The sequence below is a fragment of the Streptomyces sp. NPDC051310 genome, from assembly GCF_044455245.1.
Lineage (GTDB): Bacteria > Actinomycetota > Actinomycetes > Streptomycetales > Streptomycetaceae > Streptomyces.
The window spans coordinates 185,091-208,924 of sequence record NZ_JBITEO010000012.1 but is presented as its reverse complement, the minus strand read 5'-3'; the positions used below and the strand labels follow the sequence as shown (position 1 = coordinate 208,924).

Genomic DNA, 23,834 nt, shown 5'->3' with positions numbered 1-23,834 from the left:
GATGCGTATCGACCTGCTCGATCCGGCGCCTTTCGCCCGCAACGACTTCTGGTCCGCCTTCGCCTGGCTGCGCGCCCACGCGCCCGTGCACTGGCACCCGGAGCCCGGCGGCGACGACGGCTTCTGGGTGCTCAGCAAGCACCGCGACATCATGGCCGTGTACGCCGACAGCGACACCTTCAGCTCGGCGCGGGGCATGCGGCTCGGCAGCGATCCGGCGGCCGTCGCCGCCGTCGCCCAGCGGATGCTGATCGTCTCCGACGCGCCCCACCACACCCGGCTCAAGCGCGCGCTCCACCAGGCGTTCGGGCCGCAGCAGATGCCGCGTCTGGAGGCCCTCGTCGAGGCGGTCGTGGGCGAGCTGGTGGCCGAGGCCGTCGAGGAGGGCGAGCTGGACTTCATCGACCTCGCCAAGCAGCTTCCCAACCGGGTGGTCTGCGCCATGATGGGCATCCCACGCGCCGACTGGGCCTGGATCGGGGCGCTGACCACCGACGCCTTCGACTCCCCCGACGAGACCGTGCGCAGCAACGCGCACTCCGAGATCTTCCTCTACTTCATCGAACTCCTCGGCGAGCGCCGGGCCCGGCCCGGTGACGACCTGGTCAGCCAGATCGCCCACGACACCCTCGTCGACGAGGGGGACGGCACCGAACGCCCCCTGAGCGACGAGGAGATCGTCTTCAACTGCAACGGCGTGCTGTCCGGGGCCAACGAGACCACCCGCTACTCCGCCGCGGGCGCGGTCCACATGTTCGCCCGGCTGCCGGAGCAGTGGGAGCTGCTGCGGAGCCTCGGCCCCGCCGGCATCGCCCCGGCGGTCGAGGAGATCCTGCGCTGGACCACCCCGGGGGTGCACGCCCTGCGCACCGCCGTGCGCGACACCGAGATCGGCGGGACGCGCATCGCCGCCGGGGACCGCGTCACGCTGTGGAACGTCTCCGCCAACCGCGACGAGGACGTGTTCACCGATCCGCACGCCTTCCGCGTCGACCGGCGTCCCAACCGCCACGTCGCCTTCGGCCACGGGCGCCACCTCTGCCTGGGCGCCCGGCTCGCCCGCTTCGAGCTCGGCACCCTGCTGACCGGGATGCTCGCCGCGCTGGACGGCTTCGAACCGACCGGCCCCGTCCAGTTCAACTCGTCCAACTTCACGTGGGGGATCAAGAGTCTCCCGGTGCGGCTGCTGCGCAGCCGGGCTTTCGCACACCGAGAAAGGGCTGCGCTGTGACCACCGCGATCGTCGACTTCAACCGGACCGACACCGGCTTTCCCGACACCGGCTATCCCCGGCTCCTCGCCGAGCAGGCCGCCCGGACCCCCGGCGCGCCCGCCCTCGTCCAGGGCGACCGCGCCTGGACGTACGCGGAGCTGGAGGCCGCCACCAACCGGCTGGCCCACGCCCTGATCGCCCGGGGCGCGGTCCCCGGCGAGCGGATAGGCCTGTGCTACCCCCGCGGCGCCGAGTACGTCATCGGCTCGCTCGCCGTCCTGAAGACGGGTGCCGCGATCGTGGCGCTCGACCCGGTCAACCCCGACGACCGGCTCGCCGCCATGATCGCCGACGCCGGCCCGCTGCTCGTGCTCACCCCGCCCGGGACCGGTCCGCGGATGCCCGAGGGCGTGGCGCTGGCCGACGTCGCCACCGCCGGGCACGGCCGGCCCGAGACCCCGACCGGTGTCCCGACCGGCCCCGACACGGTCAGCCACCTCATCTACACCTCGGGGTCGACCGGCGAGCCCAAGGCCGTGCTGGAGCGGCACGGCGCCCTGACCAACCTGGTGCACTGGACCGGGCGCGCCTACGGCGTGCGTCCGGGCGACCGGGCGTCCTGGATGTCCACGCCCGGGTTCGCCGTGCAGATCATGGAGTGGCTGCCGTACCTGCCCCTCGGTGCGGCGGTCCACATCCCGGAGGCCGGCCGGGCGCAGACGCCTGAGCAGATCCGGGACTGGCTCGGCGCGGAGGGGATCACCCACACCATGCTGGTCGCCGCGCTCGCCGAACCGGTGTGGGGGCTGGAGTGGCCGCGGGACACGGCGCTGCGCATCCTGGTGACGACGGCGGAGCGGGTGCACAGCTGGCCGCCCGTCGACACGCCGTTCCGGGTGGTCATGACGTACGGCACCACCGAGACGACCAACGTCCTCACCTGCCTGGACCTGGGCGCGGGTGTGGACTTCACCAGCCAGGCCACCCCGGAGGAGGTCCGCGCCACGCGGCAGGTGCCCGTGGGGGTGCCCATCGCCAACATGCGGGTGCACCTGCTGGACGAGGAGGACCGGCCGGTCGCCGACGGCGAGGTCGGCCGGCTGCACGTCTCGGGGGCGGGGGTGTCCGCCGGGTACCACGGCCGCCCGGAGCTGACGGCGGGGAAGTTCCGCGCCGGGGTCGTCCCGGACGACCCGTATCCCGTGCTGTACGACACCGGTGACCTGGCGCGCCGCCGGGAGGACGGAGCCGTCGAGCTCCTCGGCCGCTCGGACGCCCAGGTGAAGATCCGCGGCTTCCGGGTGGAGCTCGGCGAGGTCGAGACCCACGTCGCCCGTACCGACGGTGTCGCCGAGGCGGTCGTCGTCACCCAGGAACGCGGGCCCAACGACAAGCGGCTGGTCGCGTACGTCTCCCCCGACGGCGACACGGCTCCGGACCCCGGCGCGGTCCGGGCCGCCGTGGCCCGCACCCTGCCGTACTACATGGTCCCCGGCACGGTCGTCGTCCTGCCCGCCCTGCCCCGTCTGGCCAACGGCAAGGTGGACCGGCGCAGCCTGCCCGAACCGCCGGAGCCCCACGAGGGCGTCAGCGCCGGGTACGAGCCCCCGCGCAACGAGGTCGAGGACGGGCTGGTCCGCCTGTGGGCCGAGGCGTTCCGCACCGAGGGCGTCGGCATCCACGACAACTTCTTCGAGCTGGGCGGCCACTCGCTGCTGGCGTTCCAGCTGATCGACGAGATCCGCCGCCGCTACGGTGTCGAACTGAGCCTGTCCGACCTGTCGTCCTGCCCGACCGTCGCCGAACTGGGCACCCTGATCACGACGGAACGCTCCACCGGCCGGGGCGAGTTCGGCGGCCTGCCCGCCATCGTCCCCGACCCGGGCGCGCGCTTCGAGCCGTTCCCGCTCACGGAGAGCCAGCAGGCGCTGTGGATCGGCCGCGGCGGCCTGGTGGAGCTCGGGAACGTGGGCTGCCACGGCTACTTCGAGTGGGAGAGCGAGCACCTCGACGTCCCGCGGTTCGAGGCCGCCTGGCGCCGGCTGGTCGAGCGCCACGACGCGCTGCGCACCCGCATCCTGCCCGACGGCACGCAGCAGGTGTACGAGGAGATCCCCGCGTACGACATCCCGGTCACGGACCTCGGGGGCCTGGGCGACGCGGCCCGGCAGACGGAACTGGACGCGTTGCGCGAGCGGCTGTCCCACCAGGTGCTCGACGCCGACGGCTGGCCGCTGTTCGACGTGCGGATCAGCCTGCTCGGCGGCGGCCGGGCCCGCATCCACCTCTGCCTGGACTTCCTCGTCGCCGACGCCTGGAGCTACTTCCAGGTCCTGATCCCGGACCTGGTGACCTACTACACCGAACCGGGCGCGGAACTCCCGCCGCTGGAGCTGACGTTCCGCGACTACGTCCTGGCCGTGGGGAACTCGCTGCGCGACAGCGAGCTGTACCGCCGCTCCGAGTGGTACTGGCGGGACCGGCTCGCCACCCTGCCACCCGCACCGGAACTGCCCGAACGCCCCGCCGGCGCCCCGGCCCTGCCCGTGCGCTTCGAGCGGCTCAGCCACGTCGTGCCCGCCGAGCTGTGGAACCGCGTCCAGGAGCGGGCCGGCGACCGCAAGGTCACCCCCTCCGGGGTGCTCGCCGCCGCCTACGCCGAGATCCTCGGCAACGCCTCCGGGCAGGCCCGCTTCACCATCAACTTCCCGCTGTTCAACCGCCTCCCGCTGCACCCGCAGGTCAACTCCCTGCTCGCGGACACCACGACCACCCTGCTGCTCGCCGTCGAGCAGCGGGACACCACTTTCGCCGGGCGCGCCCAGGCCGTGCAGCGCCGGCTGTGGGCCGATCTGGAGCACCGCTACTTCAGCGGCGTCCAGGTGCTGCGCGAGCTGACGAAGATGCGCGGGACCCTCGCGCCCGCGATGCCCGTGGTGATGACGAGCCTCGCCGGCCACCCGCCGCAGTACGAGGAGACCGAGCTGGGCGTACCGGTGTACGGCATCTCCCAGACGCCGCAGGTCTCGCTGGACTTCCAGGTCTTCGAGAAGGCGGGCGGTCTGACCTTCAACTGGGACTACCTGCCCGCCGTCCACCCCGACGGGCTGGTCGAGTCCATGTTCCGGGAGTTCGTCGCCCTGCTGGAGGCGCTCGCCGAGGAGGAGACCTGGGAGCGGTTCTCCCCGCCGCCCGGCGAACGGGGGGACGCCGCCGAGCCCGTCGAGGAGCGGGACACCGGCGACGCGTGGGAGCGCTACTGGGCGGGGATCGAGCGCACCGGCCGCGGCGGCGACGTCATCTGGGACGCCGACAGCGGCGAGGAGTTCCAGTGGCTGCTCGGCCAGGCCCGCCGGCACTTCCGCGACGACCTGCCGATCGTCGACCTGGGCTGCGGCAACGGCCGCTACAGCCGCGAACTCGCACCGCACTACCCGCGGGTGGTGGGGGTGGACGTCTCGGTCAGCGCGATCGATCACGCCGTGCGGGAGGCGCGCGCGGAGGGTGTCGCGAACGTCGAGTACCTCGCCGTCGACATGACCGACGCCGAACAGGCCGGCGCCCTCGGCGAGGGCCCGTACAACATCTTCGTCCGCGGTGTGTTCCACGTCCTCGACAGCGCCGCCCGGGCCCGGCTGGCGGCGGTCGCGGGCCGGCTGCTGGGGCCCGACGGGGTGCTGATCGTCCACGAGCCGGACTACTCCAGCAACTCGTTCGGCTACCTGGGATTCGTCGGCGGCAAGCGCGGCCGGGCCGAGGACCTGGTCGGGCCGCTGGAGGCGGCCGGTGTGCGGCACTCGCAGCGCTTCACCCGGCCCGAACTGTCCGCGGCCTTCCCGGCGGACGACTGGGAGGTGCTGGAGGACCGGGCGATCGAGCTGCACGCCATCGACCCCCGTTCGGACGCGGACGCGCTGCTGCTGCCGGGCTACTACGCGGTGCTGCGCCGCAGGCGCTGATGGCGGCGGTCGCGCTGGCCGGGCGGACCGGAGAGGTGCTGGCCGGGGCCGGTGACGTACGGGAGCTGCTCACCCGTGCGGAACGGGACCGGGCGGACGCCCTGCGGTCCGCCGCGGACCGGGACGACTTCCTCGCCGCGCACGCGCTGGTCAGGCTCTGTGCCGCGGAGCTGCTCGGGCGCCCGGCACGGAGCCTGACCGTCGTGCAGAGCTGCGGCCGGTGCGACCGGCCGCACGGCCGCCCCCGGCTGGACGGGGTGGCGGGCGTCGGGGTGAGCCTGGCCCATGCCCGCGGCTGGGTCGCGGCCGCCGCGGCCCACGGCCCGGTCGGCGTCGACATCGAGGCCGACGACGGCCGCACCCCGCTGGACCGGCGCGTGGCGGCCCGCGCCTGCGGGCCGGCCGAGCTGGCCGAGCTCGAGGCGGCCGCCGACCCGCGGCGGACCTTCCTGCGCCAGTGGGTGCGCAAGGAGTCCCTGGTCAAGGTCGGCGAGTGCACCCTCGACGAGGTGTGCCGCCTCGACCTTCCGGTGCACCGGCCAGGACCGGTCCGCCGGGGGGCCTGGCGGCTCAGCGACTGGTCGGCGGCGGAGGCCGTCGGCTGTGTGGCGGCACGCGAACAGGTGCGGCTGCGGCCGGTGTCCGGCGGCCGCCGGCACCGCACTCGGTGAAAGACTGGAGACCGTGGAACGACGAACTGCCGACCGGCTGCTGAGGGCACGCGCACAGGCGATCGGGGGGCGGGCCCGTGAGACGACGGTCGCCGCCGCCCTGGACCGGGTCCTCGCCGTCCAGGCGCAGGACCTCGCGGCGGCGGGCCTCGGCCTGCGCGCCCGCGTGACGGGCCTGACCGCCGGGGACGTCCGGCGCGCCACCGACATCGAGCGCACGGCCGTCCGCGGCTGGTACATGCGCGGCACGCTCCAGCTCGTCCCCGCGGCCGACGCGCGCTGGCTGCTCGGCCTCTTCGGCCCGGTCCACCTGGCGCTCGGCGCCCGCCGCCTGCGCGAGCTCGGCCTGGACGAGGCCCTGTGCGAACGGGCGTCGCGGCTGATCGTGCGGGCGATCGACGGCGAGGGCCCGCTCACCCGGGCCGACATCACCGCACGCCTCACGAGCCTGGGAGTGGAGCCCAAGGGCCAGTCGGCCTTCCACCTCATCCGCCGCGCGGCGCTGGCCGGGCTGATCTGCCACGGCCCCCAGCAGGCGGGTGAGCCGGCGTTCGTCCTGCTCGACGACTGGCTGCCGGCCACCGGCCCGCTCCCCTTCACGGGGGCGGCCGCCGAGACCGAACTCGCCCGCCGCTACCGCGCGGCCCACGGCCCCAGCGACGCCCTGGACTTCGCCCACTGGTCGGGACTGCCCGCCGGCACGGCCCGGAAGGCGTGGGCGGCCGCCGGCGAGACGCCCGCGGAGAACGCCGAGGACGTTCCGCGGGGCGATGTGCGCCTGCTGCCCGCGTACGACAACTACCTCCTGGGGTACCGCCGCAGGGACCTGTCGGTGCCCGCGGAGCACGAGCGCCGCGTCCGGCCCGGAGGCGGGGTGATCCGCCCGACCGTCGTGGTCGACGGCTGGGCGGTGGGTACCTGGTCGGGCGGCCGGCGCGGCACCGCACCGGTGGTCGAGCCCTTCCCCGGCAGCGAGCCCTTCGACCCCGCGACCGCGGCGGGGATCGCCTGCGAGAGCGCCGACGTCGCACGCTTCTCCGCCGTCTACAACGCTTCTCATACGCTCTCTACGCCCGGTCTCCAACCGCCCGGATACGTAACCGGTCCCTAACCCGCCGTTCCTACGGTGAGTGCCGTCCGACAATTCCGTCCCCAACCAGAAAAGGGCGTCGACATGGCACTCGGTCGGCATTCCGATTTCAACCGCCTGTGGTTCGGGCAGACCGTCAGCAACTTCGGCGACAAGATCTCACTGCTCGCGCTACCGACCCTCGCGGTCGTCTTTCTCGACGGGGGAGCGTTCGAGGTCGGCGTCCTCGGCGCACTGCGCTTCCTGCCCTTCCTCCTGCTGGCCCCGATCGCCGGTCTCGTCGCCGACAGGTTCTCGCGCCGCACGATCATGATCGTGGCGGATCTGGGCCGCTTCCTGGCCCTCGCGTCGATTCCGCTGGCGTTCGCCCTGGACTCCGTCACGATGGTGCACGTCTACGTCGTGGCCGCCGTCGCCGGCATCCTGACCACCTTCTTCGAGGTCTCGTACCAGTCCTGGCTGCCGCAGCTCATCGGCACGGAGAACCTCGTCGAGGGCAACACCAAGCTCCAGATCAGCCGCAGTGTCGCCGAGGCCGTCGGCGCCGGCGCCGGCGGCGCGCTGATCCAGGTGCTCGGCGCGGCACGCGCCATCACGGCGGACGCCTTCACCTTCCTCGTCTCGCTGGTCGCCCTGCTGGTCATCCGGCACCGTGACACCCGGGCGAGGGTGGAGGAGACGAAGACGTCGGCCAAGGCGGAGATGAAGGAGGGCCTGAAGACCCTCTTCGGCAACCCCGTCCTGCGGGGCCTGTTCACGGCCAACGTCGTGGTCAACCTCGGTGCCGCGATGGGTGACGCGCTGCTGATCGTGTACGCGTACAAGGTCCTCGACCTCAGCCCCGGCCAGGTGGGCGCGGCCTTCGCCGTCATGTCGGTCTTCGTGATCGTCGGCGCGGTCCTGTCCGAGGTGGTCACCAAGGTGCTCACCGTCGGCCGCACCCTGGTCCTGACCGCCGTCGTGCTGGGCGCCGGGTACATCCTGGTGCCGACCGGCGGCGCGGTCGCCGGCTTCGTCGGCCTGATCGTGGTCCAGGCCGTCATCGGCTTCGTCTCCCCGATGTTCGACATCCACGTCCTGAGCCTGGTGCAGGGCGTCACCCCGAACGAGCAGATGGGCCGCGTCAGCGGTGCCGCCCTGTCGGCGGTCTACGGTGCCCTGTCCCTCGGCTACTTCGCGGGCGGCGCGCTGGGCGAGGCGCTCGGCCTGACCGGAGCCCTGGCCATCGCCGGAGCCCTCAGCATCATCGGCGGTCTGACGCTCCTCGGGGGGCCGGTCGCCGCGATCAAGGAGATGCCGGGCGGGGACGCCCCCGCCGCCCAGGACACCGCCGGCGCGGATCCGGCACAGCCCTCCGCGGACGGCACGAAGGTCGGCGCGTAGCGCGACCCGGACACGTCGGAGAGGGTGCCGGCCCGCCCGGCACCCGCTCCGCAGCCGCACACCCGCAGCCGCATCCGTGGCACCGCGCCCGAGGCTCCGAACCGCCTCACCCGGCACCACCCCGCCGTACCCGCCCGCACCGCGGGCCCCGCACCACCCGGCACCCGCAGCCGGCTGCGCACCCGCCGTGGGCCGCGCGGCGCGCCGGCGCCCGTCCCGCGGCGGCCGCAACCGCGCCGGCACCGCACCACTCCTGCCGCCCGGTCCCGTACGACCGCGAGCGGCCCGCCCGCGCCGCGCCCGCCGCGCCGGAGCCGTACCGCCCGGGGAACCCCCGGGGGCGTACCGGTCGCGGCCCCTCCCCCCGCATCCCTTGCTGTATTCCTCTCCATCAGACGCACGGAGGCACAAGGTGAGCGAGTCCCTCGCCGAACGCATAGCCGCACTGCCGAAGTCCCGCCGGGCACTGTTCCAGGCCCTCGCGGGCCGCACCGGCGGGCGCGCCGCCGTACGGGAGGACCCCGAGCCGGCGCCGCGGGACCCCGCCGCGGAGCCGGTGCTCTCCTTCGCCCAGCGCCGCCTGTGGTTCATCGACCAGCTCCAGCCCGGCAGCCCGGCGTACAACGTGCCGGTCGCCACCCGCATCCGCGGCCGCCTCGACGTCGCCGCCCTGCACGGCGCCCTCCAGGACGTCGTGGACCGGCACGAGGTGCTGCGCACCGTCTACCGGGACGTGCCCGGCGCCGCGGAGGCCGTGCCGCGGGTGATCGACGGGTACCGGCTGCCCCTGCCGGTCACCGACCTGCCGGACGAGGAGGCCGTCCGGGCCTTCTACGACGCCGACGCGGCGGCCCCCTTCGACCTCGCGGGCGCGGTCCCGCTGCGTGCCTCGCTCGCCCGGCTCTCCGCCGACGACCACGTCCTCGTGCTGAACCTCCATCACATCGTCACCGACGGCTGGTCGATGCGGCTGCTGTCGACGGAGCTGGAGCGCGCCTACGCGGCCCGCACGGGCGCGGGGAGCGGACCCGCTCCCCGGCTCGCCCTGCAGTACGCGGACTTCGCGGCCTGGCAGCGCCGCCGCATCGGCGGCGACCGGCTGGAGCAGCTCACCGCCTTCTGGCGCGAGGAGCTCGGCGGCGCCGCACCCGTGGACCTGCCGACCGACCGGCCGCGCCCGCCGGTCTTCGGCCATGCGGGGGCCTCCCGGTACGTCGAACTGCCGCCCCGGCTGATCGCGCGGCTGCGGGAGTTCGGCAAGTCGGAGGGTGCCACCCTCTACATGACGATGCTGGCGGGCTTCGCCGCGACCCTGCGCCGCTGGACGGGGCAGGAGGACATCCTCGTCGGCACCTCGGTCTCCGGCCGGGACCACCCGGCCTTCAGCGATCTGATCGGCTTCTTCGTCAACACCCTGCCGCTGCGCATCAGAACGGGCGGCGACCCGGGTTTCGCGGAGCTGGTCCGCTCCACCCGGCACACCACCCTCCAGGCGTACGCCCACCAGGAGCTGCCGTTCGACCTGATCGTGGACGCGCTCGCACTGCCGCGCGACCCCAGCCGGCCGCCGCTCACCTCGGTGATGTTCCTGCTGGACGAGACGCCGGACACCGCGCCGGGCCTCGCGGGTCTGGACACCGAGCCCATCGACTTCTCCTCCCGCGCCACCAAGTACGACCTGATGATCAGCGTCCACGACACCGGCAGCGCCGTGCGCGCCCTCGTGGAGTACCCCACCGACCTCTTCGACGCCGCGACCGTCGACCGGCTCCTGGGCCACTTCCTCACCACCCTGGAAGCGGCCGTCGAACGGCCCGCCGCGCCGCTGTCGGCGCTGCCGCTGCTCACCGAGCCCGAGCGGCGCGCCGCCCTGGACGACTGGAACGCCACCCGGGCGCCGTTCCCCCAGGACGCCTGCCTGCATTACCTGTTCGAGGAGCACGCCGACCGGCGCCCCGACGCCGCGGCCGTCGTCTGCGGCGGGCTGGGCGGCTGGACCGTCACCTACCGGGAGCTGGAGCAGCGCGCCAACCGGCTCGCCCACCGGCTCACCGAGGCGGGGGCGGGACCGGACCGGACGGTCGCCCTGTGCCTGCGCCGCGGCCCCGGGCTGGTGACCGCGATCCTCGCGGTGCTCAAGGCGGGTGCGGCGTACGTGCCGCTCGACCCCGAGTACCCGGCCGAGCGCCTCCGCCTGCTGCTGCGGGACGCGGCGCCGCCGATCGTGGTCTCCGACGCGGAACTGGTCGGCCGGCTGCCGCTGGACCCCGGCACCACGCGGATCCTGCTGGACGCCGACCGGCGGCGGCTGGAGTCGCTGCCGACGAGCCGGCCCGCCGTCCCGGTCACGTCCCGGGACCTGGCGTACGTCATCTTCACCTCGGGCTCCACCGGAACCCCGAAGGGCATCGCCCTGGAGCACCGCGGCGTGGTGAACAACCTGCTGGACCTCAACCGCTCCTACGGCATCGGGCCCGGCGACGCGGTGCTCGCGCTGTCCTCGCCCAGCTTCGACATGAGCGTGTACGAGACGCTCGGCATGCTCGCCGCCGGCGGCACCATCGTCCTGCCCGACCCGGCCGCGGCGAAGGACCCGGCGCACTGGGCCGAGCTCGCCGAGCGGCACGGCGTGAGCGTGTGGAACTCCGCCCCCGCCCTGCTCGGCCTCCTGCTCGACCAGCTCGAGCACGCCTCGGGGCCCGCGCTGCCCGGCCTGCGCGCCGCCTTCCTCGGCGGCGACTGGATACCCGTCACCCAGCCGGACCGGCTGCGTGCCTTCGCGCCCGGGGCGGCGTTCGCCGCGCTCGGCGGGGCGACCGAGGCGTCCATCCACTCCGTGGAGTACCGCGTGGACCGTGTCGAGCCCGGCTGGACGAAGCTGCCCTACGGCCGCCCGATGGCGAACCAGCGCACGTACATCCTCGATCCGGCCGACCGGCTCGTGCCGGTCGGCGTGCCCGGCGAACTCCACCTCGGCGGCGTCGGTCTGGCCCGCGGCTACCTGAACCGACCGGAGCTGACGGCGGAGAAGTTCGTGCACGTGGAGCTGGAGCCGGGGCGCACCGAACGGCTCTACCGCACCGGCGACCTCGCCCGGTACCGGCCCGACGGCACCGTCGAGCTCCTCGGCCGCACCGACTTCCGCATCAAGCTCAACGGGCTGCGCATCGAGCCCGGCGAGGTGGAGAGCGCCCTGCGGGAGCAGGACGGGGTCCGCGACGCCGTGGTCGTCCCCCGGCAGGCGGCCGGCTCGGCCCGGCTGACCGGGTACGTCGTCCCGGAGGACGGAGCGAGCCCGGACCCGGCCGCGCTGCGCGCCGCCCTGGGGGCCGTGCTGCCGCCGCACTGCGTACCGGCCGAACTCGTCGTGCTGGACCGGCTGCCGCTCAGCCCCAACGGCAAGGTCGACCGCAAGGCCCTGCCCGCGCCGCAGGGCCCGTCGGCGGCATCCACCCGGGCAGCCGGAGGTGATCCTGCCGCGCAGCGGATAGCGGCCGTCTGGGCGGAGGTCCTCGGTCTGCCCGCCGTCGGGCCCGACGACGACTTCTTCGCCCTGGGCGGCGACTCGTTCGCGGCCGTCCGGGCGGTGCGGGCCGTCGCCGGGGCGCTGCCGGGGGCGGGCGCCCTGCGGGTGGTGGATCTGTTCAGCAACCCGACTCCCGCCGGCCTTGCCTCCCGCGCCGCCGAACTGACCGGACACGGCGGCGATCCGACGGCGCACCGGCTGCTGCACCGGCTCACTCCCCCGCCCTCCGGCGCGCCGGCCGCACTCACCCTCGTGTGCTTCCCGCACGGCGGCGGCGACGCGATCGCCTACCAGCCGCTCGCCGCGCATCTCCCGCCGCACATCGAGCTGCTGGCCGTGTCCCCTCCCGGGCACGACCCGCTCAACCCGGGGCCGATGCTCCCGGTCGCCGAGTTCGCCGAGCTCGCCGCCCGCGAGATCGCCCGTACCGTCACCGGGCCGTTCGCCGTCTACGGGCACTGCGCCGGGGTGGTCACGGCCCTGGAGACCACCCGGGTCCTGGAGCGCGACGGGCTGCGGCCGGTGGCCCTCCACCTCGCGGCGGCCCTGCCGGAGGACGATCCCGGCTTCGCCCTGGAGATGGAGCGCGTCTCCACCGACGACGACCTCGTCGGCTACCTCACCACCATGGACGGCTTCGACGGCGTCCTCGACGACAGCGACCTGTCGGCCGTGCTCCGCATGGTCAGGCACGACATGACCGAGGCCGCCCGCTTCTTCGCCCGCACCCCCGACGGCTACGACCGGCCGCTCGCCACCCCGCTCACCTGCGTCATCGGCGACGCCGACGACGCCACCAAAGGCTACGAGGAGGGCCACCGCGCCTGGGGCCGCTACGCCCGCGACCTGCGGCTCGCCGTGATCCCCGGTGGCCGCCACTACTTCGCCAAGCATCTGCCGGACCGGCTCGCCGCACTGCTCACCGAGCTGCACCGCAACGGAGGAATCCATGTCTGACCTCGCCGAACGTCTCGGCCGGCTGCCCCAGGGGCAGCGCTCCCGGCTGCTGGGCCGGATGCGCAACCAGATGACCGCCGGTGTCGGTCACCGCAACGAACTCAAGCGGACCGACCACGGGCCGCGCTCCCGCGCCTCCTTCCAGCAGGAGCAGATGTGGTTCATCGACCGGCTGGGCGCGGGCAAGGCGCGCAACAACATAGCCCTGGCGATACGCCTGGACGGGCCGCTCGACCGGGCCGCGCTCCACGAGGCGCTCAACGCCGTCGTCGCCGGCCACCAGGTGCTGCACAGCAAGCTCGTCGAAGTGGACGGCGTGCCGTGGCAGGAACCCGTCCCGGCATTCGTGCTCGGCGTGCAGACCAGTGACTTCGCCGGCAGCGACGATCCGGAGCGGGAGCTGGCCGAGCTCACCGCGTCCTGCGCGTCGGCGCCCTTCGACCTCGCCGCCGCCCCGCCCGTCCGGGCCCACCTGGTCCGCCTCGGCCCCGACCGGCACGTCCTGCTGTGGGTGGTCCACCACGTGGTGTGGGACCCGGGCTCCACGCGCATCTTCACCGAGGAGCTCACCTCCTGCTACGCGGAGGCCGCCCGGGGCCGGCGACCGGAGGCCGGTTCCCCGCCCGTCGAGTACGCCGACTTCGCCGCCTGGCAGCGCGCCAAGCTCGACAACGCCGAGCACCGCAGGGCGCTGTCCGACAAGTGGCGGCAGCTGCTCGCCGGCGCCGAGGCCACCGAGGTGATGCCCGACCATCCGCGCAGCCCCGAGACCCGCGGCGACGGCCGCGGGCTGACGCTCACGCTGGAGCAGGAGCTGCTGGACCGGCTGAAGGAGGTGGCGGAAGGCTCCGACACCACCGTCTTCACCACGCTGCTCGCCGCCTTCAACGCGCTGCTGCGGCACTGGACGCACACCGAGGACGTCGTCGTGGGCACCGCGAGCGCCTCGCGTCCGCACCCCGATCTGGAACGCGTCATCGGCTGCTTCGTCCAGATGATCACCCTGCGCACGGAGGTGGGCGACGGCCTCACCTTCCGCGAGCTCGTCGCACGCACCGCGAGCACCGTGATGGACGCCTTCACCAACAGCGAGCTGCCCTTCGAACAGGTCGTCGACGCCGTGCGGCCGGTCCGCGACCCGCTGCGCCACCCGCTGTTCCAGATCGAGTTCACCTCGCTCGGGCGCTGGGGCACGCACACGATGGAGGCGGGCGGAGTCGGGTTCGCCGTCGAGCAACTGCACGACGGAGCGGCCAAGTTCGACATGAGCTTCCTCGTCGGTGAGAACGACGGGCTGGAGCTGTCACTGGAGTACAACACCTCGCTGTACCGGCACGGCACGGCCTCCGCGCTCCTGGCCGCCTTCCGGCGCGTCATCGAGCAGGTCGCCGGCGACCCCGACGTACGGATCGGCGAGCTCAGCCTGGTCGAGGAGCCGGCCGCCTCCCGGCACGCCCGCGAGCTGTCCCGGGGCGGTCCCGTCGACGAGACCGCCTGGACCACCACGCTCGACCGGGCCTTCCGCGAGCGGGCCACCATCGAGCCGGACGCCGTCGCCGTCCGCCACGGTGCGACGACGCTCGACTACGCGGCCCTGGACCGCTGGTCGGAAGCGATCGCCCACCGCCTGCGCGACCGCGGCGTGCGGCACGGCGACCCGGTAGCCGTCTGCCTCGGACGCGGTCCCGCGGCCGTCGCGGCCCTCCTCGGCACCCTCAAGGCGGGCGCCCACTACGTGCCCGTCGACCCGGCCGCACCCGCCGAGCGCACCAGGACCGTGCTCGCCGACGCGGGCGTGCGGCACGCCCTGGTGGACGACGCGACACGGCTGCCCGCGCCGCTGGAGCTCGTCACGGCCGGCTCCACCGCCCCGGTGCGCGAGGTGCCGTCGCTGACGCCGACCTCGTCCCCCGCCGACCTCGCGTACGTGCTCTACACCTCCGGCAGCAGCGGCACCCCCAAGGGCGTGATGATCGAGCACCGCTCGGTGACCCACTTCTCCCGTGCCATCGCCCGGGCGTACGAGATCGGCGCCGGCGACCGGGTGCTGCACTTCGCCCCACTCACCTTCGACGTCTCCGTCTTCGAGGTCTTCACCACCCTGCTGGCGGGCGCCGAACTGGTCATCGCCACCGACGACGAGCGCCGCGACCCGGCCCTGCTGCAGGCCCGGTTGCGGGACGACGGGGTGACCGTGGCGGAACTGCCCCCCGCCCTGCTGCCGCTGCTCGCCCCCCGCCTCCTGCCCGACCTGCGCCTGGTGTCCGTCGGCGGCGAGGCGTTCCCCGGCAAGCTCGTGGCCGAGTGGACCGCGGGCGAGCGCCGCTTCGTCAACGGCTACGGCCCCACGGAGGCCACCGTGGCCGTCACGCTGATGGACTGCACCGGCAGTTACGACCGCAATCCGCCCATCGGCCGCCCCATGCCCGGTCACCAGGCGTTCGTCCTCGACGAGCGGCTGCGTCCCGTGCCGCCGGGGGTGCCCGCGGAGCTGTGCGTGGCGGGTCCCGGCATCGCCCGGGGCTACCTGGGCAGGCCGGAGCTGACGGCGGAACGGTTCGTCACCAACCCGTACGCCGACGGCCCCGAGACCGAGCGCCTCTACCGCACCGGTGATCTGGTGCGCTGGCTGCCGGGCGGGAACCTGGAGTTCCTCGGCCGCACGGACCGCCAGCTCAAGCTGCGCGGCCACCGCATCGAACCGGGCGAGATCGAGGCCGTCCTCGTCGGGCACCCCTCCGTGCAGCAGGCGGTCGCCGTGGCACAGCCGGCCGCGGGCGGCGAGCGGATGCTCGTCGCGTACGTCACCGTCGAGCAGGTCGGCGCCTACGCTTCCGAGGTCGCCGACGCGGAGGGTCTGCGCGCCTACGCCGCCGCCCGGCTCCCCGGCTACATGGTGCCGGTCGTCGTCGTGCTGGAGGAGCTGCCCCTCACCCCGCACGGCAAGGTCGACACCGCGTCGCTGCCGCTGCCCGCCGACCGGTCCGCCGGCGGCACGGCCCCGCGCGACGCCATCGAGGAGCAGATCTGCCGCGACATCCTCACGCCGCTGCTGGAGTGGTCGAGCCCGGACGTCGAGGGCGACTTCTTCGCCCTGGGCGGCAGTTCGCTGCAGGCCACCATCGTGGTGTCCCGGGTCCGCGCCGTGTTCGGCATCGACATCGCGCTCGCCGACTTCTTCGGGCACCCCACGGTCGCGGGCCTCGCCGACCTCGTCCGGAAGGCGCAGGCCGAGGCGGCCGGTGAACAGGACCGGCTCCTGGCGGTCTTCGACCGGATCGAGAACATGAGCGACGGCGAGGCGGCCGCGCTGCTCAGCTCCCTGCAGAACCCGGACGGCCCGTGATGGCCGCGCCGACCGGCGCCGGCGTGGACCGGACGCCCACCACGACCGCCGCCGCGGGCACCGGCGTCGACCGGGCGCTCGCCGCGCTGCCGGAGGCCAAGCGCGAACTGGCCCGGATGCTCCTCGCCGCCCGGCGGCCCGTCCCCGCCCGCCCGGCTCCGCGCTCCGGCGCGGGGCCGGTCCCCGCGACCGCCCTCCAGGCCCGGCTGCTCCGGCGCGAACAGCACCGGCCGGGCGCGGGCACCGGGTCGCACGCCGTGCGGCTCACCGGGCGCCTCGACCACGGGCGGCTGCGCGAGGCGCTCACCGGCGTGCTGGCCCGCCACGAGGCGCTGCGCTGCCGGATCTCCGGCGCCCCGGACGGCGCGGGGCCGCTGCTGACCGTGGACGACACGCCCTGCCTCCGGCTGACCCGGACGGACCTCACGCACCACGCGGAGGCGGCGCGACGGGACGCCGTACGGCGCCAGATCACCGAGAGTGCCGGGACGGCGCTGTCGCTGGAGGACGGCCGCACGAGCTGGTTCCGGCTGCTGACGCTGGGTTTGGACGAGCACGTCCTCGTCCTCGCCTCGCACCTGGCCGTCTTCGACGGCTGGTCGTCCGGGGTGTTCCTGACCGACCTGGCGGCCGGCTACCGGGACGGACCGGAGGCCCTCGCCCCGCCGGAGCTGCAGTTCACGGACTACGCGGACTGGCAGCGGCGCTGGCTGGCCTCACCGGACGGGTCGGCCGAACTGGCGCGCCGCCGGGCCGGGCTGGCCGGCGCCCCCGCGGCGCCGCCCGCGCCGGGCGGGTTCGAGCGGGGGCATCTCCCGGTGCGGCTCGGCCGCGGGCCCGGAAGCCCGCTCGACGCGGGGCTGGCCCTGGGTTCCGCCGAAGGGGCCACGCCGTTCATGACCCTGCTCGCCGCGCTCGCGGTGGTGCTGGCCCGCCGTGACGGTGGTACGGACGTGGTGGTCGGCACCCCGGCCGCCGGCCGGTTCGCCACACAGCTCGAAGGGGCCGTGGGGCAGTTCACCACGGTGGTCCCGGTCCGGATCGGCCTGTCCGGCAGGCCGTCGTTCGCGGAGCTGCTGCACCGCACCCGGGCGGCGGTCGCCGAGGCCCTGAGCCACCAGCGGCTGCCCGTCGACGAGGTGTGCACCGGCGGGGCGCAGCCGTACAGCGTCCTGTTCGCGCTCCACAACTACCCCGCCGTGCCCTTCGGACTGCCCGGAATCGAGGTGAGCCAGCTGCCCGGACCGCCCGCGCGCCACCTGGAGCTGTACAGTCCCGACCCCGCCGCGACCTCCGCCTGCATCGGCCTGGTCGAACGCGACGGCGAGATCGGCGGCACCGCCGAGTTCAACCGCCGGGCCACCGCGCCCGAGGACGTGACGGCGCTGCTCGGCGGCGTCGAGGACGTCCTGCGACGAGCCCTCGCCTCCCCCTCCGCCCCCGGGATCACCCTCTAGCCCCTGGGAGTCTCCCTTGCTCACCACCGAGTTCTACCGGGCGCCCGCCGACTGCGGGTTCGTCCGCTGCGGCGACGGCGTGCCCCGTACGCCGATGCGCGCCCTCCGCGAGGAGATCCACGACGTCCTGGTGTCCGCGCCGGTCGCCGCCGCCCGGCGGACGAGGGACCCCCGCCCCGTGCACCGGGCCCTCGGCGAGGCGGGACTGCTCGCCCCGCAGTGGCCCGAGGAGTACGGCGGCCGCGGGGTCGGCCAGGTCGCGGCCGCCGTGCTCGTCGAGGAGCTGGCGATGCACGACGTGCCCGACCTGCTGCACACCCTGACGGTGCAGATCGTCGGTTCCACCCTGCTCAACGTGGCGAGTGACGCGATGAAGGCGAGACACCTGCCGGGCTTCGCGGCCGGCACCGCCTTCGGCTGTGTGCTCTTCAGCGAACCGCAGGCCGGCTCCGACCTCAACATCCTGTCCACCCGCGCCGTTTCGGACGACAACGGCGGCTACAGGCTCTACGGCACCAAGGTCCACTCGCTGTTCGCGGGGCTCGCCGACTACGGCCTGTGCCTGGCCCGCGGCGAGAACGACGCCTTCAGCCTGTTCCTGGTCCCGCTGGCCCAGAAGGGCGTGACGATCAGGGCGATCCCGGGCATCGGTGACGACGCCTTCCACGAGGTGACCCTGGACGGCGTGGCCGTCACGGCCGACGACGTGGTGGGGTCCCTCGGCCAGGGATGGGCCATCGTCGTCAAGACCCTCGCCTTCGAGCGCACCGGACTCGACTACTACGTCAAGGCGCTGCGCTGGTACCGGGCCGCCGTCGAGCGGCTGGAGGGCCACACCGACCGGCTGGAGGCCGGCCAGCACGACCACATCGGCCTGGCCAAGCTCAACGCCCGGCTGCTCGCCGCCGGCACGCTCGTACGGCGGGTGCTGACCCGGCTGGACCGGGGTGAGCTCAACGAGGACGAGGCGGCCGCGGCCAAGTGGTACACCACCGAGCTCGCCGCCGAGGTGGCCTGGTGGGCCGCCGAGCTGGACGGCGACCACAGCATGACCCTCGACGACCCCGGGACCGACGGGGTGGCACATCCACTGGACTCGGCGATGCGGGAGGCCCCCGGGATGCGGATATCCGGCGGCACCGCCGAGATGATGCTGGAGACGCTGGCCCGGCTGCGTCTCGACTCAGGGGCGGAGGTACGGCCGTGACACAGGGAACGCAGCGGGGAGCAGCCGGCGGGGAGCCCGCCGAGCGGTGGCGCGAGCGCGAGGAGGAGGACTCCCTCTTCCGGCAGCTGCGGCTCACCGTCCGCCAGGGTCTGGAGAGGGACGCCGGTACCCCCGGGCACGCCTGGGAGGCCCTGACCCAGGTGGGCGCGTGGGAGTTCGCGCTGCCCATCGGCATGGACGGCCTCGACCTCGGACAGGCCGTGGCCGCCATGGTGTGCGAGGAGGGCGGCAACGCGATGCAGCCGGTCCCGCTGACCGACACCCTGCTCGCCCTCGACGTGCTCTCCGGCCTCGGTCCCCTCGCCCCCGAGGGGCTCGACGGCCTCCTCGACCGGGTGCGGGAGGGGGCCCACCCGATCGCGGTGCCGGGCCGGCTGCCCGACCCGCGCGGCAGCGTGCCGCCCGGTATCACCTGGAAACCCGACGGCGACGGCGGCGGCATCGTGCTCGACGGTTCCGGCGGGCCGTTCGCCGCCGGGGTGGGGCCGGGCTCGCTGCTGGTCCCGGCCTCCGGCCCGGACGGGCCGTGCGTCGCGCTGGTGGACCTGCCGGCCGACGGGGTCGAGGTGCGCCCGCTGCGCGACCACGGCGGTGGAGCCGTCGCCGGAGCGGTGTTCGAACAGGCGCACGTGCCCGCGGGGTCCGTGGTGCTGCGGGGCCTCGCGGCGGAACAGGCGCTGGCCCGGGTGGGGCTGCGGGCGGCCGTGCACCAGGCGTCGCTGCTCGCCGGCATCACCGCCGCCGCGCTGACGGCCGTGGTGTCCCGGATCAGGAGCCGCCGGCAGTTCGGGCAGGCGCTGGTGAAGCACCAGGGGCCGCGGCTGCGTGTGGCCGGTCTGCTGGCACGGCTCGACGCGGTCCGCTGGGCCGTCGGGGACGCGGCCAAGGACCTCGACGAGAACCGGCTGACGTGCGGAGAGGCCGCCGGGCTCATCGCCCTGACCGCGGAGACCGCGCTGGACGTGACCCGGGACGCGGTCCACCTGCACGGCGCGTCGGGGCTGGTGCGCGACGGGCTCGTGGCCGGGTGCTACCGGCGGGCGGCCTGGGAGGCGCTGCGCTGCGGCCGGCCGACGCACCTGTGGGACATCGCCGCGCACGGTTCCTGAACGGGAAAGGACACGGCCCGGGGGGCTCCCGCAAGGACGGGAGCCCCCTGGTCCGGAGAAGCCCTCCGCCGGGTCAGCCGAGGTCGCGGCGCATCACCCAGCGGTACCGCTTGTCGCTCTTGGCCTCGGTCCGGCGCACCCGGCGGAAGCCGGACCGCTCGAACATCTCCATCGTGCCGACGTACGCCAGCGTCGGGTTGACCCGGCCGCCCTCGGGGTCCACCGGGTAGCCCTCGACGGCGGGGGCCCCGTTGGCCCGGGCGTGCGCCACCGCGCCGTCGAGCAGGCCGGTCGCGACGCCCCGGCCGCGGAACTCCTTGCGGACGACGAAGCAGGTCACGGACCACACCGGGGAGTCGTCGATCTCCGGGATCGTCTTCGAGGAGGTGAGGCGGTCCAGCTGTTTGCGGGGGGCCACGTTGCACCAGCCGGCCACCTGCCCGTCGAGGTAGCCGAGCACCCCGGGCGGCGGGTCGGCGGCCTCGACGAGGGAGCGCAGGTGGGCGCCCCGCTCGTCGGCGGACATCCGCCCGTAGTCGCCCGTGGTCAGCCGCCAGGCCATGCACCAGCAGGTGTGCGCGCTCTTCCGGGGCTGCAGGACCGCCTGCAGATCGTTCCATCGCTCGGCGGTCGCCGGCAGAACTTCCAGAGTCATCAGGCTACTTCGCTCTCTTTCCAGTGCTGTACGGGCTCCGCGTGCGCGGACCTGCCCGTTCCTCGGCCGCTGTCGGGGACAACGGCCGCCAGTACCTCGACGGCACGACGGCACGCCCGTCGTCCGGCGTCCAGGTGGGTGACCAGCCGGACCAGGTCCGGTCCGGGCGCGGTCACCAGTACGCCCTCCCGCGCCGCCCGTCTCACGACGTCCTCGGCGCCGGGCGTGTCGACGAGGACGATGTTTGTCTCGGGGGGCCGCACCGCGCAGCCCGCCTCCCGCAGGCCCGCCGCGAGCAGCGACGCGTGCTCGTGGTCCTCGGCGATGCGCTCCAGGTGGTGGTCCAGGGCGTGCAGGCCGGCGGCCGCCAGGATGCCCGCCTGCCGCATGCCGCCCCCCAGACCGTGCCGCAGCGACCGTGCGCGCGCCAGGTGGCCGGCGGCCATGAGCAGGACGGAGCCGACCGGTGCGCCCAGGCCCTTCGACAGGCACACCGCGAGCGTGTCCGCGACCGGTGCGCCGTACGCGGACAGGGGCGTGCCGGTCGCGGCGTGTGCGTTCCAGATGCGCGCGCCGTCGATGTGCACCGCCGTTCCCGAGCGTGCGGTCAGCCGCCGCACGGCGCGCAGGGTCTCCAGCGGGTACACCGAGCCGCCCGCCCTGGTGTGGGTCTGTTCGAGGGCCACGGCCCGGGTGCCGACGGTGTAGGCGTTGCCGGGGCGCAGGATCCGCTCCAGCGCCCCGGGGGACAGCAGTCCCCGCTCGCCGGACACGGTGCGCGTCTGGATGCCACCGTACCGGGCGGGTGAGCCCTCCTCGTGGGCGAGGATGTGCGCTTCGGCGTCGCAGACGATCTCCTGGCCGGGCGCGGTGAGCAGGCGCAGCGCGATCTGGTTGGCCATCACGCCCGACGGGACGAACAGCCCGGCCGGGAAGCCGAAGAGGTCCGCCACCCGCTCCTCCAGCGCGCGGACGGTGGGGTCCTCGCCGAACAGGTCGTCGCCGACCTCGGCGGTCGCCATCGCCCGGCGCATGGCGGGGGTGGGCCGCGTGACGGTGTCGCTGCGCAGATCGACGGGGAGCGTGGTCATGGGGTGGAGTCAGCTCCTCGGTCTCGGGGTTGCGGGGTGATGCCGCGGGCCGCGGCCCAGTCGAGCAGGGGGCGCACCAGTTCCCAGGTCTCGCGGACGAAGGCGGAGGCCCGGGCCGACCCGAGGGCGGGCCCAGGACCGAGCCGCCGGCCGGCGTCGATCCTGCGGTGGCGCAGCAGTTCCAGCCGTGGGTGGTCGGCCGGCACGCCGCGCGGCCGGGAGACGAGCCGGTCGCCGCCGATGGTGAAGCCCAGGCCGGTCAGCCGGCCGGTGAGGGCGGCCAGTTCCGCGCCGCCGTCCTCCTCCTGGACGGCGGCGCGGTAGCGGGCGACCTCGGCCGCGCCGTACGGGTAGTAGCGCCCTGAGGCGTACAGCCCGTCGCGGTCCAGGTGGACCCAGAAGCCCAGTGCGGGCAGCACGTCGAGCCAGGCGCCCTGGTACGTCTTGTACGGCGACTTGTCGTGGGACGTCCGGGTGTCGCGGACGGGGCCGAGCAGCCGCACCGCGCCGGGGTGGTGCGCGAAGTGGCCGGAGAGTTCGGCGGCGAGCTCCTCCATGGGGGCCCGCACGTCGCTCTCGTACACCGCGCGGTGGCGCAGCCGCCACGCCTGCTTGGTGTTGTCGGCGGCGAGGTCCTCGTACAGTCGCGGCGCCGAGGGCGGGAAACCGCTGAACGTCACGACAGGTACCCCGGCAGGGGGTAGCGGGCGCAGAGTTCGACGACGCGGGCCCGTGCCGTGGCGCGGGCCGCCGCGGGGAGCACGCCCGAGCCGGCCCGCAGTGCGTCGAGCACGTCGGCGACCAGGTCCGCGCACGCGGCGGCGGCGGCGCGGTCCATCCCGCGGGCCGCGAGGGTGTTGCTGCCCAGCCGCAGGCCGCTGGTGGTGCGCACGGGGGTGGTGTCCCCGGGGACGCGGTTGCGGTTGACGATGACGCCGCAGGACTCCAGGGCCTCCTCGGCAACGTCCCCGGTCAGTCCGGTGCCGCGCAGGTCGATGAGCACCATGTGGGTGTCGGTGCCACCGGTGACCAGGCGCATGCCGCGCTCCGTGAGCCGTTCGGCGATGGCCTGGGCGCCGTCGGCCAGCCGCTTGGCGAGTTCCGCGAAGTCGGGGCCCGCCACGTAGTCGAGGGCGCGGGCCTTGGCGGCCACCGACGCGAGGTCGGGGGTGCCCTGGGTGAAGGGGAACACCGCGCGGCGCATGGTTCCGGCGAGGGTGCCCCGCTCGGGCCCGGCCTTGCGGGCGTCGCGGCCGAGCAGGATGAGCCCGCCGCGCGGCCCGTACAGCTGTTTGTAGGTGCTGGTGGTGGTGATGTGGGCGTGGTCGATGGGGCTGGGGTGGAGTCCCGCGGCCACCAGGCCCGCGATGTGTGAGATGTCGGCGAGGAGGTAGGCGTTGGTCTCGTCCGCGATCTCCCGGAACCGGGCGAAGTCGATGCTGCGGGGGTAGGCGCTCGCGCCGCACACGATGAGTTTGGGCCGGTGGGCGAGGGCCAGTTCGCGGATCCGGTCGTAGTCGAGCAGCCCTTCCGGGGTGAGCCGGTAGCCCTTGGCGTCGTAGTAGCGGCCGCTGACCGAGGCGGGCGAGCCGTGGGTGAGGTGGCCGCCGCAGTCGAGGTCCAGGCCGAGCAGCGTGTCGCCGGGGCTGAGCAGCGCGGTGAGCACCGCGAGGTTGGCGGACGACCCCGAGTGCGGCTGGACGACGGCGTCCTGGGCGCCGAAGGCGGCGCAGGCCCGCTCGATCGCCAGCCGCTCGATCTCGTCGGCCACCCCGCAGCCCGCGTGGTAGCGGCCGCCGGGGTAGCCCTCGGCGGTGAGGTTTCCGAGGGTGCTGCCGCCGCAGGCGAGCACCGACGGGTCGGCGACGCTGGAGGCGGCCACCATCATCAGGGTGTTGTTCTGCCGCGCCGCCTCGCGGTCGAGCAGCTCGTACAGCGTGGCGTCGGTCTGCCGGAGCCGGGTGGCGGCGCGGCCGGCGAAGGTGACCGGGTCGGGGCCGTCCGGTCCGTCCGGTACGGGCGCGCCGGCCGGCAGACCGCGGTCCTCGGCCGGCGCGCCGATCGGCGCGGGCAGGGTGAACGTCATGGCTGTCCCCTCCTGGAGTAGATGGTTCGGCGGTGCGGTCGGTGCCGGTGCCGCGGGTGCGGA

General features: G+C 74.6%; 14 protein-coding genes. 10 read left to right on the top strand and 4 right to left on the bottom strand.

Annotation, left to right across the window (positions count from 1 at the left end):
* The first annotated feature begins 1 nt into the window (after nucleotide 1).
* The 10 genes from ACIA79_RS19770 (at nucleotide 2) to ACIA79_RS19725 (ending at nucleotide 19,939) form a co-directional block, all read left to right on the top strand.
* Complete coding sequence (locus ACIA79_RS19770) at nucleotides 2-1,231, top strand: cytochrome P450 (protein WP_399429591.1); 1,230 nt, start codon at nucleotides 2-4, stop codon at nucleotides 1,229-1,231.
* Nucleotides 1,228-5,172, top strand: coding sequence for an amino acid adenylation domain-containing protein (locus ACIA79_RS19765; protein WP_399429590.1), 3,945 nt, complete (start codon nucleotides 1,228-1,230; stop codon nucleotides 5,170-5,172). The genes ACIA79_RS19770 and ACIA79_RS19765 overlap by 4 nt, the downstream gene beginning before the upstream one ends.
* Nucleotides 5,172-5,843 carry a 4'-phosphopantetheinyl transferase family protein gene (locus tag ACIA79_RS19760; protein ID WP_399429589.1) on the top strand — a complete coding sequence of 224 codons (672 nt, stop codon included), beginning with the start codon at nucleotides 5,172-5,174 and terminating at the stop codon, nucleotides 5,841-5,843. Before ACIA79_RS19765 ends, ACIA79_RS19760 begins: the two co-directional genes overlap by 1 nt.
* 13 nt (nucleotides 5,844-5,856) lie before the next feature.
* Nucleotides 5,857-6,954 (top strand): winged helix DNA-binding domain-containing protein, encoded by a 1,098-nt coding sequence (locus tag ACIA79_RS19755; RefSeq protein WP_399429588.1) that lies wholly within the window; start codon nucleotides 5,857-5,859, stop codon nucleotides 6,952-6,954.
* Between the two features lie 63 nt (nucleotides 6,955-7,017).
* Nucleotides 7,018-8,316, top strand: coding sequence for an MFS transporter (locus ACIA79_RS19750; RefSeq protein ID WP_399429587.1), 1,299 nt, complete (start codon nucleotides 7,018-7,020; stop codon nucleotides 8,314-8,316).
* A 412-nt stretch (nucleotides 8,317-8,728) separates the two neighbouring features.
* Nucleotides 8,729-12,799: an amino acid adenylation domain-containing protein gene (locus ACIA79_RS19745; RefSeq protein WP_399429586.1), complete on the top strand. Its 4,071-nt coding sequence runs from the start codon at nucleotides 8,729-8,731 to the stop codon at nucleotides 12,797-12,799.
* Complete coding sequence (locus tag ACIA79_RS19740) at nucleotides 12,792-16,145, top strand: amino acid adenylation domain-containing protein (protein ID WP_399429585.1); 3,354 nt, start codon at nucleotides 12,792-12,794, stop codon at nucleotides 16,143-16,145. The genes ACIA79_RS19745 and ACIA79_RS19740 overlap by 8 nt, the downstream gene beginning before the upstream one ends.
* Nucleotides 16,145-17,602 carry a condensation domain-containing protein gene (locus ACIA79_RS19735; RefSeq protein ID WP_399429584.1) on the top strand — a complete coding sequence of 486 codons (1,458 nt, stop codon included), beginning with the start codon at nucleotides 16,145-16,147 and terminating at the stop codon, nucleotides 17,600-17,602. Before ACIA79_RS19740 ends, ACIA79_RS19735 begins: the two co-directional genes overlap by 1 nt.
* A gap of 16 nt (nucleotides 17,603-17,618) precedes the next feature.
* A complete protein-coding gene (locus tag ACIA79_RS19730) occupies nucleotides 17,619-18,809 on the top strand; it encodes an acyl-CoA dehydrogenase family protein (protein ID WP_399429583.1) in 1,191 nt (396 codons plus the stop codon).
* Complete coding sequence (locus ACIA79_RS19725) at nucleotides 18,806-19,939, top strand: acyl-CoA dehydrogenase family protein (protein WP_399429582.1); 1,134 nt, start codon at nucleotides 18,806-18,808, stop codon at nucleotides 19,937-19,939. The genes ACIA79_RS19730 and ACIA79_RS19725 overlap by 4 nt, the downstream gene beginning before the upstream one ends.
* Nucleotides 19,940-20,012: 73 nt before the next feature.
* On the opposite strand, the gene ACIA79_RS19720 is transcribed toward ACIA79_RS19725, so the two are convergent.
* From ACIA79_RS19720 to glyA, 4 genes are read right to left on the bottom strand one after another with little or no spacing between them, the layout of a single operon-like run.
* Nucleotides 20,013-20,594, bottom strand: a complete 582-nt coding sequence (locus ACIA79_RS19720; protein ID WP_399429581.1) for a GNAT family N-acetyltransferase — start codon at nucleotides 20,592-20,594, stop codon at nucleotides 20,013-20,015.
* Nucleotides 20,594-21,685, bottom strand: a complete 1,092-nt coding sequence (locus tag ACIA79_RS19715) for a threonine aldolase family protein (protein WP_399429580.1) — start codon at nucleotides 21,683-21,685, stop codon at nucleotides 20,594-20,596. Before ACIA79_RS19715 ends, ACIA79_RS19720 begins: the two co-directional genes overlap by 1 nt.
* Nucleotides 21,682-22,365 carry a DUF2461 domain-containing protein gene (locus ACIA79_RS19710; RefSeq protein WP_399429578.1) on the bottom strand — a complete coding sequence of 228 codons (684 nt, stop codon included), beginning with the start codon at nucleotides 22,363-22,365 and terminating at the stop codon, nucleotides 21,682-21,684. The genes ACIA79_RS19715 and ACIA79_RS19710 overlap by 4 nt, the downstream gene beginning before the upstream one ends.
* Complete coding sequence (gene glyA / locus ACIA79_RS19705) at nucleotides 22,362-23,771, bottom strand: serine hydroxymethyltransferase (protein WP_399429577.1); 1,410 nt, start codon at nucleotides 23,769-23,771, stop codon at nucleotides 22,362-22,364. Before glyA ends, ACIA79_RS19710 begins: the two co-directional genes overlap by 4 nt.
* Between the last annotated feature and the right edge of the window lie 63 nt (nucleotides 23,772-23,834).

Coding starts and splice junctions, on each gene's coding strand:
- ACIA79_RS19770 (WP_399429591.1), top strand. CDS start 2: ATGCGTATCGACCTGCTCGATCCGGCGCCTTTCGCCCGCAACGACTTC.
- ACIA79_RS19760 (WP_399429589.1), top strand. CDS start 5,172: ATGGCGGCGGTCGCGCTGGCCGGGCGGACCGGAGAGGTGCTGGCCGGG.
- ACIA79_RS19750 (WP_399429587.1), top strand. CDS start 7,018: ATGGCACTCGGTCGGCATTCCGATTTCAACCGCCTGTGGTTCGGGCAG.
- ACIA79_RS19740 (WP_399429585.1), top strand. CDS start 12,792: ATGTCTGACCTCGCCGAACGTCTCGGCCGGCTGCCCCAGGGGCAGCGC.
- ACIA79_RS19735 (WP_399429584.1), top strand. CDS start 16,145: ATGGCCGCGCCGACCGGCGCCGGCGTGGACCGGACGCCCACCACGACC.
- ACIA79_RS19720 (WP_399429581.1), bottom strand. CDS start 20,594: ATGACTCTGGAAGTTCTGCCGGCGACCGCCGAGCGATGGAACGATCTG.
- ACIA79_RS19715 (WP_399429580.1), bottom strand. CDS start 21,685: ATGACCACGCTCCCCGTCGATCTGCGCAGCGACACCGTCACGCGGCCC.
- glyA (WP_399429577.1), bottom strand. CDS start 23,771: ATGACGTTCACCCTGCCCGCGCCGATCGGCGCGCCGGCCGAGGACCGC.